The organism is Oerskovia gallyi (assembly GCF_014836745.1).
Taxonomy (GTDB): domain Bacteria; phylum Actinomycetota; class Actinomycetes; order Actinomycetales; family Cellulomonadaceae; genus Oerskovia; species Oerskovia paurometabola.
The window spans coordinates 55,183-67,540 of sequence record NZ_JACSQE010000001.1 but is presented as its reverse complement, the minus strand read 5'-3'; the positions used below and the strand labels follow the sequence as shown (position 1 = coordinate 67,540).

Below are 12,358 nucleotides of genomic sequence, written 5' to 3'. Positions count from 1 at the left end.
CTCCGCCGGTTCACGCCTCGTCGAGCTCGCGCTCCTGCTCGTCCGTCCGCAGCTGCCAGCTGTTGTGCAGGCCGTCCCAGGTGTCCCAGAAGTCGACGTTGCTGAAGGGGAACTCGAGGAGGACGCTGGTACCACCGAGGATCACCTCGACCCCGATCGCGCTGCCGTCGGAGTCCTCGTGCACGTCGAGACCGACCGGCTCGTGGTCGAGGTCGTCCGTGACCCTGTCCGCGAGAGACTCCAGGTCGGCTGCCTCGAGCACAGCGAACAGCTCGTCGAGCGACGCGATCCCCCGCACGTGATCGGGATCCCAGTCGCGGCGAGTCCCTTCCCACCCGCAAGCGGAGCAGGCGTGAGTAGGTTGCGACCCCGGCCCGACCACGCAGCCACCCAGCACGTAGACGTCGGGGTCCGGAGGGCCAGGGGGCATTCCTCGAAGGACGAGACGCAACCTTGCCTCGCACCGAGGACAGCTGATCGGCCGCTCCCGAAGGGCGTCGACCTCCACCTCGGCTGCACGACGCGCGGTCTCCGCGAGGGCTCGCCGTACGGTCTCGGCAGCACGGGTCGTCAGCGGCCCCGAAGCATAGAACTCCTCACCCTCGGCGTGCACCACTCTGCGGACCTCGGAGTACGTCATCGAGGGGCCTTCGAAGGGGCCGACACAGATCGCCGCGTGAGCGGGATCGCCCACCTCGTTCACGACCCGCACCACTCGGGAGACCGGCCATGACCGGCGGTTTCCGTGCGGCTCCTCCTGACCGTCCTTGACCGCGAAGAGCAGCAGCTCGTCGCCAGGCCGCACGAAGACGTCCCCTTCGCTCAGCCGATAGCTCTCGACGCTCAGGTCGGTGAAGCGCGACGCGAAGTGCTCGATCGCCGCCTCCTCGGCCGGTGACGCGGGGGAGTCGTCAGCCGTCCATGGCGCGATCCACAGACGCCGGTGCGACTCACGCGGGAGTCCGGCCGGACGCGGAGGCGGTGGGACGCTGCGCGGCCTGTAGATCGTCGTCGCGCGCTCGATCCACTCCTGGTCCACCCACTCCGCTTCCGGATCCCCGGACCACTCGTCGATCTGGAGGTCCGCCTGCGCGGCGACCTCGACGTCATCGGTCAGGAGCGACGCCTCACGCAGCGCCGTGCGCGAGCGCTCGGAGGCGTTGGCCGATCCGACAAGGGTCTTGCGCTCACCGGCCGCCTCGGACCCGGCGACGATCAACTTGGCGTGCAGCCGGGCGACCGACACCAGGATCACACCACGGTCGAACAGCACCTGGAGCGCTGCGGGGTTCGTGGTACCACCGGCGAGCGACTCGTCGGACCCGTCGAGCACCAGCGTGTCCCCCGCCCCCAGAGGTAGCAGCTCCGGAGCCTCACGTCCCACGTAGGCGATCGCGGCACGCACCGGCCCGGGCCACGTCACCGTGCGCAGCGACTCCCAGACCTTCTCCGACACGAGCTCGATCACGCCGCCCCCTCCTCGCGCTCCGCGTAGCGCGGGGCCATCGACTCCATCTGTTCCATGACGAGCTTGATCGCTCCGGGCTGCTTGTCCGGCGGGTAGCCGTGCTTGACGAGGAGCCGCTTGATCGAGGAGCGCAGCTTGGCGCGCACGTCCTCGCGCACGGTCCAGTCGGTGCGCACGTCGCGTCGCAGGACCGCGAGGAGCTCACGGGCGATGTCAGCGAGGACACCGTCCCCCTGGACCTCGACCGCCGACTCGTTCGTCGCGACTGCGTCGTAGAACGCGAGCTCGTCACTGTTGAGCGGCGGCGAGAAGAGAGCGCCACGCCCGCCTTCGGCCGAGACCTCGTGCGCCATCTCGATGAGGGCTGCGATCACCTCGGCGGACGTGAGGTTGGAGTTGGTGTACCGCGTCATGAGCTCGTTGAGCCGGTCGGAGAAGGCGCGCTGGCGCACCAGGTTGTTGCGGGTCGCGGCGCGCGACTCCTCCTGGATCACCTTGCGCAGCGCCTCGATCGCGAGGTGCGGGTTCTCGGCATGCGTGGCCGTCGCGAGGAACGACGTATCGATCTCGTCGATGCGCGGCGACTCCATGCCGGCCGCCTGGTAGATGTCGAGCACCTCGCCCGAGTCGACGCTCTCGGCGACGAGCTGGTTCAGCATGCGCTGGACGTCGTCAGGGATCGCCTCACCGCGCGCCTGCCGGTCCTCGGCGTCGAACTTTCCCATCCAGATGCGCACCTCCTCGAAGAACCGCACGTCGTCAGCGATGTCGGAGAGGTGGTCCGCTCCCCCGGCCAGGGCCCAGGCCCTGTGCAGCTGGCCCGCCTGGCGGCGGAAGCTCGCTCCGAGGGTGTCGCTCCCGTCCTCGACGTCCTGCGGACGATTGCCGATCGTGCCGGGGTCACGCAGGTGGTTCACGGTTGCGTAGACGGCCAGGACGTATGCGCGGTCGCCGGATTGCTCGAGCCGCGAGCGCCAGTCGAACCCGGAGAGCGTCGCACGCACCTGGGACACGAGCAGCTCGGCCAGTGCGACGGCCTCCTCGACCTGACGTCCGAGGGGGCGAGTCTTCTGGTCCTGGGGCGAGTACTCGCGCAGTGCGGCGGCAAGGTTCTCCGCGACAGGGGCATAGGCGACCAGCAGGCCTGCGGTCTTGCCGCGGAACGTGCGGTTGACGCGGGCAAGCGTCTGCATGAGCAGCGCGCCCTTGATGGGCCGGTCGAGGTAGAGGGTGTGCAGGGGCGGGGAATCGAACCCCGTCAGCATCATGTCCTTGACGATCACGATCTCGAGCTCGTCGTCGGGGTCCTTGAGCCGCTGCTTGACGGCCGCGTTCTCGCTGTCACGCCGCACGTGATCACTGATGGGCGCGCGGTCCGACGGCGTCCCCGAGTAGACGACCTTGATCTTTCCGGTGGCCAGGTCGTCGGAGTGCCAGTCGGGGCGCAGGGCGACGATCTCGGTGTAGAGCCGCGCGCAGATCTCGCGGGTCGCGCCGACGACCAGCGCCTTGCCCGGGGTGCGTTCGTGACCCGCACGGCCGAGCGACTCGAACATCGCGGCCCGGCGCCCTTCCCAGTGCGCCACGAGGTCGACCGCGAGCGCCTCCAGTCGGGCCGGGGCACCGTAGATCGCGTTGACGACCGCGACGCTCGACTCGATGCGACGACGCTCGGCGTCGTCGAGCCCCGTGGTCATCTCGTCGGCGGCCGCGTCGATCGCGACCTCGTCGGCGCCGTCGACGAAGTCGACCTTCACGAGGCGCGAGTCGAAGTACACGGGGACGGTGGCGCCGTCGCGCACCGCGCGGGAGAGGTCGTAGACGTCGATGTCCTCGCCGAAGACGTCACGGGTGTCGCGCTCGGCGGTGCTGATGGGCGTCCCGGTGAACGCGATGAGCGTGGCGTGCGGGAGGGCGTTCTTGAGGTGCCACGCGTAGCCGTCGAGGTCGTCGTAGTGGCTGCGGTGAGCCTCGTCGACGACGACGACGATGTTGCGCCGGTCGGACAGCAGGGGGTGCTTGGTGCCCGCCTGCTTCTCGGCGGGCGAGAGGCCGAACTTCTGCAGCGTCGTGAAGTAGATGCCGCCGGTCACGCGACCGGCGAGCTCGGAGCGCAGCTCCTCGCGGCGGCGGATCTGGCGGGGTTCCTCGGGCAGCAGCTGGCTGCGCCGGAAGGTCTCGTAGAGCTGGCCGTCGAGCTCGGTGCGGTCGGTCACCACCACGACGGTGGGGTTGCGCAGCCGGGGGTGGCGCATGACCTGGTTGGTGTAGAGCTCCATCTCCATGGACTTGCCCGAGCCCTGGGTGTGCCAGACGACGCCCGCCTTGCCGTCGGACGCGACCGCGGTGATGGTCTTCTCGATCGCCTTGGAGACCGCGAAGTACTGATGGGGCTTGGCGACGCGCTTGCTCAGTCCCTCGCTCCCCGCGTCGAACGCGACGTACCCGTGCAGGAGCTGGAGGAAACGCAGCTGGTCGAACAGCCCGTGGAGGGTCAGCTCGAGGGCTGTGGCCGGCTCCGTGTCGTCGGGAGCTCCCTCGGGCCGACCGGTCACGTCGACGGGACGGCCGTCCTCGTCGACGTTCCAGGGCGAGAAGTGGTTGAAGGGTGTGAAGGGCGTGCCGTAACGCGCGGTGATGCCGTCCGAGATGACAGTCAGGACCGCGAAACGGAAGACCAGCGGGAGCTCGCGCACGTACGTCGAGACCTGGGCGTGCGCTGCGGCGAGGTCCGCGGCGCGGGTACCCGCGTTCTTGAGCTCGATCACGCTCACGGGCATCCCGTTGAGGTACAGGACGATGTCGAAGCGCCGTTCGACATCGCCGCGTACGACCGTGACCTGATTCGCCGCGAGCCAGTCGTTCTCGTAGGGGTCGCTGCTCACGAGGCGGATCGTCGGGTGCTGCTCGATCCCGTCACCGTCGACGTAGGAGATGCCCCGGAAGCCCTGCGTCAGGAAGTCGTGGATGCGCTTGTTCTCGGCGATCGCGTCGTTCGACGTCGGGGCGACGATCGCGGCGAGCGCCTGGTCGAGGAACTCACCGGGCACGTCCGGGTTGAGAGCCCGCAGCGAGGTGCGTAGACGTGTGGGGATGAGGAGCTCGTCCCACGACTCACGCTCGGGGACGGTCTGCCCGTCCGGCCCGACGACGGCGCTCGCCCCGGGCGCGATCTCCTTTCCGTGTCGGACGTTCCAGTAGAGCTCGCCCAGGTCATAGAGGGCTATCTGCTCCCAGGCGTCCTCGGTGAGCTTCATGGATCCTCCGTCGGTCGGTGCGTCCGCTGCGGTGCGGCGCTGGTACGGGAGTGCTGGTCCGGAGCCTATCGGCGCCATGGATCATTCTTGGTGGTCTCGTGGCGGGGCGCGGTGGGTGAAGTGATAAGGGCTATATCGGCGCCGAGGCGGGAACGCGCCGCGCGATCAATCGCCGAGAATGGATCCTGCTCGGTGGAAGGTCGCGCCGATCTCGTCGACCGTCAGGTCGAAGGCGTATGTCTCCGCCGCCATCTGCACGACGACAGGGCTGGCGATCACGCGACGGAGATGGCCGATGCCCTTCTGTACGGCAGGACCGATCGTCGGATGGTCGGAGTGCTCGTCGAGCACGCCCTGGACCTGGTCGAGGTCGCAGGCCTCCAACAGCCGCCAGACGTCTCCCGAGTCCTTGGCGCGCAAGCGGGCGGGGTTGCCGTCGAGCCGTTCAGAGATCTTGTACGCCTTCGCGATCAGCAGTGCTCCATATCCTGCGACGTTGACTTCCAGACTGTCCGACGGGTCGGTGAGATCGGTGACGAGCAGGGGGGACCGGTCGTAGGAGCACAGCTCCACCCCTTCGGCGTTCCCGACCGACATCTTGCCGTGCACGAGCGAGAGAGCCGGCACACCGCGCGTGCGCTTGCCCACGTTCCCTGCGATTGCGCGCACGGCAAGCAGGTCGACCGTCTCGGTCCACGAGGTGGACCCGTCGGGCTGGATGATCCGCCCACGCCCCCATTGGCCCGGGCGAGAAGGTGGCAATCCTTGAGCGGCCCGCAGCTCGTACCTTTCCCCCACGAGTGTCACTTCGATGCTCGTGTCGGCCACGAGCTCAGGCGTGACGGAGAAGTCCGCGTCTGCGGTTGCAGACGGTTCGATCGTTAGGTCCTGGGTGCGAAGGATCACGGCGTGCGCGCCGACGACGGTCAGTCCAGCCCGGTGCTGATGGAGCGATCGCACGGCGTTGATCAGAGCGCGTCGACTCCACTCGTTCGCGGTACCAGGGATCCCGCCATCGCCTCGATCCGTCACCCGCGCAGGCCCAGCAGCAGGTCTGCCTGGTCCGGCATCCGGCCGGGGCCGCCGTAGCAGTCGATAGCGACCTGTGCGGTCGCAGCGACAGTGATGCCACCCACCGTCCGAGCACCGAGTTCACTGAGACCATCGAAGGGGACGAGGGTGATCCGCCGACCGCGCGCGCCGTCGGCGAGCGGTATCAGCCCGAGGGCTTCCTGCGCCCGCTGGACGTCCTCGACGTAGAGCACGGGCCAGGCCTGGGTGGCGTGCGCGCCGAGCAGGTCGGCGGCGGCGTCGCCGGTGAGCGCGTACGGCGCTCCCGCCCGGCCGAGCGCCTGGGCAAGGTCGACGGCCAGGCCAGCCAGCGCGAAGTCAGCACCGCCAGGCCTGTTGGCGAGGCGGGCCAGGCGTGCGGCGCGGAAGGCGACGTCCGGTTCACGACCGACGGCGGCCCGCCCGTCGGGGCCGATGATGCGGATGCGGGACCAGCGCGCGATCCACTCCCGCGCACCGGAGGTCAGGTCGACGTCCTGCCCCAAGGCGAACCGTGCGGCACGCAGTGCCTCGACGTCGGTGGTCTCCACTGCGCCGATGTCCATGCCCATGACCTGCAGGATGGTGGTGGCGAGGTCGAAGCTCGGATCCATCTTGCGCGCCTCGATGCGGCTGATCGTCGACGGGCTGACACCTGCGAGCCCCGCAAGGTCACGGACGGACAGGCCGTTCACCTGGCGGAGAGTATTGACGCGCTCAGCAAGGTCCATGCCCCCACCCTAAGATTACTGTTGCGGATACGCAACACCCATCATCGGTCCGTCCTCGGCACGACACGCTCACTGCCGTCCACCCTCCGTGGCAGCGGCGCCGCCATACCCAGGATCTCGGGGGCGAAGGAGAACATCTCCCGGCGCAGCGCCTGCTCGGCGTCCGCCTTGCGCGGGGCCTCGCTCGCGGTCACGCTCTTGGCGCCGCCCTTGCTCTTCTGGTTGCTCATCACTCCGCCCCCTCCACCGTCACGACCCCGTCCATCCCGCGGTCCGGGTGGTAGGACCAGGCGACCGTGATGCCGTCCCAGCTCTCCTCCTGGCGCCCGTCCATGGACGTCGTCTGCCCCATGTGGGAGAGGACGGCGGCAGGCATCTCCAAGACGTCCAGCACGCATTCGATGTCCTGGAAGTCTGCTCCGCCGAGGTAGTCCTCCTTGCCCTTGTTGTCGAAGGTCAAGGACAGTCCTTCGTCGGCCACGAGGAACCACTGGCTCCCGGCCTGGCCGCACAGGCCCACTGCCTTGGTCAGGGTCTCCGCGCGAGCTGCGTGCGCTGTCTCGGCCGAGACCTGAGCGGCATGCGCTTCCGCTGCCACCTCGCGTTCCTGTGCCGCGTCCTGCCCCGCGCCGATCGCGGCCACGCCGCCGGCACCGACGACGAGTCCGATCACTCCCGTCACGACGGGCAGCACCCATGCGGGTCGCTTCCCCGGCCCGACGGCGCGGCTCCCCTCTCCCGTCGACGCCGCCCAGGCCTGGGCGTCGGCGACGGGGGCGGCGGAGCGTCGGCAGCGGGCTCGCCGAAAGCGAGTTCGGCGGGCCTGGGCACAGTGGGCTGGTCAGTCATGGCTTCTCCTGGGATCACGGTGGAACGGAGTTCAGGGGCTCGACCCCGTGCTCAGTCTCTGTGGCGCAGGGGTGGGGACGCGACGAGTGTCGCGATAAGGGGATGATCAGATGGATCGCGGCAGCGGGTAGCCAGCCCGGCTTCGGTATCTGCAGCCCGTCCGAGGGTGTGGCGTTCGGTGTCAGGAGAGGAGGGGAAAGGTCAAGCCGTTTGCTCGTCAGGACCGATCGAAAGTTTGTGCGAGCCTGCGCACGCGACCGGTCGTCGTCGCGTGAAGACGCTCGGCAATCAGTGCCGCCGCACGGTGGTCAAGATCTCGCCACTCGCCGAACTGGTGTGCAGCCCGCTCGACGTAGAAGAGCATCGCGCGGAGCGTGTCGACTCCGACGCTCGGTGGAAGGTCCCCCTGACGCGCGTTGTGCACGAGCTCCCCGATCGCATGGACCAGGTCGGTGTGGAGCGCCGCGGTCCGCCAGTACATCTCGTACGAGTAGATGGCTGGGAGCCAGGCTGTGCGATCGAACGGCAGCGGGGGGAGATCTACGACCCCCGGCGGGCGTGCCACGACAAGTCCCGAAGTCATCGTCAGCCCGAGCAGATCTGACAGGCTCGCCCCCGCCCGATACCTCGCGAAGAGGTTGATCGTCTCGCCGGCTGGCGTCAGGAGCCAACCCTCGTACAGGGCGCTCACCACCGCCCCGTCGACGACGATCCCCCAGATGGGGCGATCCGACTCCATCCCGGGCTCCAGCAACAGGTCGTCGCGGCGCGACAGCCAGTCGGGCCCACCGTCACCTCTCATGTCAAGCACCCGCACGACCTCGTCCGTGAGGGCGTGCCGCGCCGCACCGAGCGCTATCAGGCGGGCTACAAGGGTGTTGGCGGTGGTGGGCAGTGCATGACTCGGAGCAGCCTTCCCGGTGGTCACGCCGACGATCAGCGCCGCCAGTCGGACGACCTCCGCCCTCCCTGCCAGGTTCCCCCATGCCTCGTGGCCGAGGACCGTCCCGGCCGAACCGTGCGTGCGCGCCTCGCGACGCCCCTCTCGCGCGATCGACACCACGGAGCTGCCGCCCAGCGACTGGCCACCCTCCGCTGCCGGACGGGTTCCAGATCTCACGGTGAGCGCTCTTGCGGCGCCCGCTTCCTCGATGACGGCGCCCCCGGGGACGCGTCGCGCGACTTCAGCGGGGAGGCGCCATGCTGCGGCGTCGACGACCGAGTCCCGGGGCATCTCAAGCCACCTCGAGCACAGGTCCCGCGGAGGACCTCCACGGGACGGTGACGATGGGCGGGAACGTGATCATGGCAGGTCCTCTCGGTACACGACGATCCGGTGGTGGGTCAGCTGAAGGCAACGGCGGCGACCGGGGCCACGCATGCCGCGATCGAGGAGACGAGCATCGGGGCCGCTCGCCGACGGGCATCCCGTCGGAGGCGCCCGGTCTCCGATGCTCTCTCGGCTTCCCAGGCCGCGACGAGTCCTGGGTACGCGGCGGTCGCGCGATCGAACTCGACGTTGAGACGAGCCTGGCGTTCCGCCTGATCGGCCCGCGCGCGAACGATCTCGAGGGTCCAAACCTCGTGGTCCGGGTTCACCTGGAACGCATAGCGCGGACCGTAGCGCTTGATGCACGTCGAGCCGACCCGGGCTCGCATGCTCTCGCCGTTGGTCAGCGGCCGGCCACAGATCACGCACACCCGCGAGAGCAGCGGGATCTGCCGCGGAGGCTCGCGCCGGACGCGCCCCAGCTTCGCGACCGTGCGATGCGGCCGGCGTGGGCGAGGGTAGTCCAGGTGTCGGCCGAAGAGGACAGCGCTCACCACGAACCAGACGAGGCTCGCGAGCAGGGCGACCGCCACGGCGGGTCCTCCGAGGAGTCCGAGGGCGACGACCAGGAGGGCGACGACCAGCAGCAGCCAGCGCTTCCGGCCCGACGGCGCCGGGCCCGTTCGGGGATCGGGCCCGGCGGGGGGCGGGACTTGCCTCGGGCGCCACGTCAGTGATGCCGGCGTGATGGTTCATGACTTCCTGCTGTCGGGTGAAGGGTGCGGCGGGCAGGGGAGATCGGGCGACCACGACATCGCCGCCTCCGGGGGGGTCGGTCGAGATGAGCGGTGATCGAGATGCGGCCAACGGGGGCTGATCAGGCGCTACGACCCCCGGTAGCCGCATCTCGGCAGGATCTTGAGCGGCCGAACCTCGCCGGCATCGCGGATCGCGGTCAGGCGACCTCGGAGACGGCGCGCTCGGCATCCTTGACACGGAGCTTGCCGGACATGAGCTGCGGGAGCAGGGTGTCGCGGGTGGCGACGAGGGTGCGGTTCTCCTTCTGAGAGGCGTCGACGACGTCGAGTAGCCCCCGGATCGCCCCCTCAAGGACGTCGAGCGAGTCAGCGTCGAGCCCCGGGACGGAAAGGTGATCAAACGTCTTCATCGTGATGGTGTCGAAAACTGAACCATGCGCTAGCGCCTTCGCGTGGTCAGTTGCCGCCCGAATGGCAAAGTACAAGACCGAAGCAGGCAACGCCCCAGGCACGAACCCGTAGCACGACTGGTTGAAGGACGCCGACTCCGCCAGCCGCGCGACCGCACCGACGGTGCCGCGGGCCGTCAGAATGACCGAACCGGCAGGCAGCGGCTTCGCCTTGGTCGAAGCGATCGCAAGATCTGTGATCTTCTCCTCAGTGTCAAGAATCACCGACTGCCCTGCGCCCGTGACATCACGCGCAGAGATCCAGAGATTGTCACCGCCCCAGAATCCAATGGTCGAACGCGCAGGGGTCCCTCCCAGCACTGGCACCAAACGTGAACTCATTGGAACCATCTTCACACCAAGCGTCGCCTCGCGATAGATTGCCTGAGCGAGATCCTCGGCCGTGGAGGCGAGCTTGGTGTTGGCCGCAATCTTGTCGTCGAGCGCACCCAGCACCTCGGCAACTCCTTGCTGAACCTCAAGACCCGGCAACGGCACAATCAGTCGAGCAAGATCAGACCCTCGTATGCCTGCAGCCGCCACCTGGTTAACAATGCTCTCCATATTGCGACGCCCTGCGGGAGATCGGAAGTAGTAGAAGTAGTACGACGATAACGCGAGCTCCTCGTCTAGACGAACTCGAATCAGATGACTCTCCCAGGTTCGATCATGCGATGAACCTAGAACAAGGGAGCATTTTCCGGCACCTTCGAACGTCAGGGACTGGCGAGCAAAGAGCAAATCCCCTTCAACCAGAAGACAGGTCTCCATCTCGCGGTCATTAAGAGGAGCCAACTCAAAATCGCCCTCGCCAATTCGATCGAGCGCAAACATCTCCTTCATGTTCACCATTGGAACACCCGACCCGCGCCGCGCCGAAGAATAACTCACACCGTTCCTGAGCGGAATCGAGAACAGTTCGCCGAATGCAATCTCAACCACCGATCCTCCCCAGCTGCTCCCGCACCACGGCCTCGAGCCGCGCCGACTCCTCGAACTGCTCGAACAGCTCGCCCGTCAGCCGCGCGATCTTGTCCTCGATGGGCTCGCCGTCGTCCTCGACCTCGGCTGCACCGACGTAGCGTCCGGGCGTGAGCGCGTATCCCGCGTCCTTGATCTCGGCCAGGCTCACGGAGCGGGCGAAGCCCAGCTCGTCGTCGTACGCCGCTCCCGCAGCAACCGCAGAGGGCGTGCCGCGCCACGCGTGGTAGGTGCCCGCGATCTTGGCGATGTCCTCGTCGGACAGCGCACGCTCGGCGCGGTCGACCATGTACCCGAGGTTGCGGGCGTCGATGAACAGCACCTGTCCGGTGCGGTCGACCGATCCGCGAGCGCCCGCCGTCTTGTCCTTGGCGAAGAACCAGACGCACACGGGGATGCCCGTGGAGCGGAAGAGCTGGGTCGGCAGCGCGACCATGCAGCTCACGAGGTCGGCCTCGACGATCTGCGCGCGGATCTCGCCCTCGCCGCCCGAGTTGGACGACATGGACCCGTTGGCCATGACCACGGCCGCGGAGCCGGTGGGCGTCAGCTTGGAGAGGATGTGCTGGATCCACGCGTAGTTCGCATTGCCCACGGGCGGGACACCGAAGCGCCAGCGCGGGTCCGACTCCGAGCGCGACCAGTCCTTGATGTTGAACGGCGGGTTGGACATGACATAGTCCATCTGGGTGTCCGCGTGCTGGTCGCGCGCGAACGTGTCCCCCCAGCGGGGCCCCAGGTTGCCCGTGAGGCCGTGGATCGCGAGATTCATCTTCGCGAGGCGCCACGTGCGCTCGTTGAGCTCCTGGCCGTAGACCGAGATCTCCTGCGGGCTGCCGCCGTGCTTCTCGATGAACTTCTCGGCCTGCACGAACATGCCACCCGACCCGCACGCCGGGTCGTACACGCGCCCGCTGTACGGCTCGAGGACCTCCACGAGAACCCGCACCACGCCGGCGGGCGTGTAGAACTCGCCGCCGCGCTTGCCCTCGGCGCGCGCGAACTTCTCCAGGAAGTACTCGTACACCTCGCCCAGCAGGTCGCGCGCCTTGGACGCGCCCTGACCCGTGAAGCGGGTCGAGTTGAACAGGTCGAGCAGCTCGCCCAGGCGTCGCTGGTCCACGTTGTCGCGGTTGAAGATGCGCGGCAGCGTGGCCGCGAGCGACGGGTTGGACCCCATGATGTGGTCCATGGCGTCGTCGATCAGCTGCCCGATCGGCGCGAACGGCTCGCCCATGGCCGCCGGCCGGCCCTTCGCGTTCTCCGCGAGGTAGCCCCAGCGCGCCTGGAGGGGGATCCAGAAGACCCCGCGGCTCGTGTACTCGTCGATGTCCTCGAGGAACTGCTGGCTCTGCTCCTCGCTCAGGCCGTCGGCGGCGAGCTCCGCGAGAATCTCGCCGCGACGCTCCTCGAATGCGTCCGAGACGTACTTGAGGAACACGAGCCCCAGGATCACGTCCTTGTACTGCGAGGCGTCCATCGAGCCGCGGAGCTTGTCCGCGGCCTTCCACAGCGTGTCCTTGAGCTCCTTCATTGACGAAGGAG

At 68.3% G+C, this 12,358-nt stretch carries 10 protein-coding genes; all 10 read right to left on the bottom strand.

Annotated elements, in window-relative coordinates; genetic code table 11:
• Positions 1-10 precede the first annotated feature (10 nt).
• On the bottom strand, positions 11-1,468 hold the full coding sequence (locus H9640_RS00290; RefSeq protein ID WP_191788763.1) for a phospholipase D-like domain-containing protein: 1,458 nt from the start codon (positions 1,466-1,468) through the stop codon (positions 11-13).
• Positions 1,465-4,725, bottom strand: coding sequence for a type I restriction endonuclease subunit R (locus tag H9640_RS00285; RefSeq protein ID WP_191788762.1), 3,261 nt, complete (start codon positions 4,723-4,725; stop codon positions 1,465-1,467). The genes H9640_RS00290 and H9640_RS00285 overlap by 4 nt, the downstream gene beginning before the upstream one ends.
• 165 nt (positions 4,726-4,890) lie before the next feature.
• A complete protein-coding gene (locus H9640_RS00280) occupies positions 4,891-5,685 on the bottom strand; it encodes a hypothetical protein (protein WP_191788761.1) in 795 nt (264 codons plus the stop codon).
• A gap of 68 nt (positions 5,686-5,753) precedes the next feature.
• Complete coding sequence (locus H9640_RS00275; protein WP_191788760.1) at positions 5,754-6,506, bottom strand: helix-turn-helix transcriptional regulator; 753 nt, start codon at positions 6,504-6,506, stop codon at positions 5,754-5,756.
• A 41-nt stretch (positions 6,507-6,547) separates the two neighbouring features.
• Positions 6,548-6,736, bottom strand: a complete 189-nt coding sequence (locus H9640_RS00270) for a hypothetical protein (RefSeq protein WP_191789170.1) — start codon at positions 6,734-6,736, stop codon at positions 6,548-6,550.
• On the bottom strand, positions 6,736-7,188 hold the full coding sequence (locus H9640_RS00265) for a hypothetical protein (RefSeq protein ID WP_191788759.1): 453 nt from the start codon (positions 7,186-7,188) through the stop codon (positions 6,736-6,738). The genes H9640_RS00270 and H9640_RS00265 overlap by 1 nt, the downstream gene beginning before the upstream one ends.
• Positions 7,189-7,572: 384 nt before the next feature.
• A complete protein-coding gene (locus H9640_RS00260) occupies positions 7,573-8,589 on the bottom strand; it encodes a TY-Chap2 family putative peptide chaperone (RefSeq protein ID WP_404821875.1) in 1,017 nt (338 codons plus the stop codon).
• A 110-nt stretch (positions 8,590-8,699) separates the two neighbouring features.
• Positions 8,700-9,218 carry a DUF6011 domain-containing protein gene (locus H9640_RS00255; protein ID WP_191788757.1) on the bottom strand — a complete coding sequence of 173 codons (519 nt, stop codon included), beginning with the start codon at positions 9,216-9,218 and terminating at the stop codon, positions 8,700-8,702.
• A 362-nt stretch (positions 9,219-9,580) separates the two neighbouring features.
• Entirely contained in the window at positions 9,581-10,774 is a 1,194-nt protein-coding gene (locus tag H9640_RS00250; protein WP_191788756.1) for a restriction endonuclease subunit S, read from the bottom strand.
• Complete coding sequence (locus H9640_RS00245; RefSeq protein ID WP_191788755.1) at positions 10,767-12,347, bottom strand: class I SAM-dependent DNA methyltransferase; 1,581 nt, start codon at positions 12,345-12,347, stop codon at positions 10,767-10,769. The genes H9640_RS00250 and H9640_RS00245 overlap by 8 nt, the downstream gene beginning before the upstream one ends.
• Between the last annotated feature and the right edge of the window lie 11 nt (positions 12,348-12,358).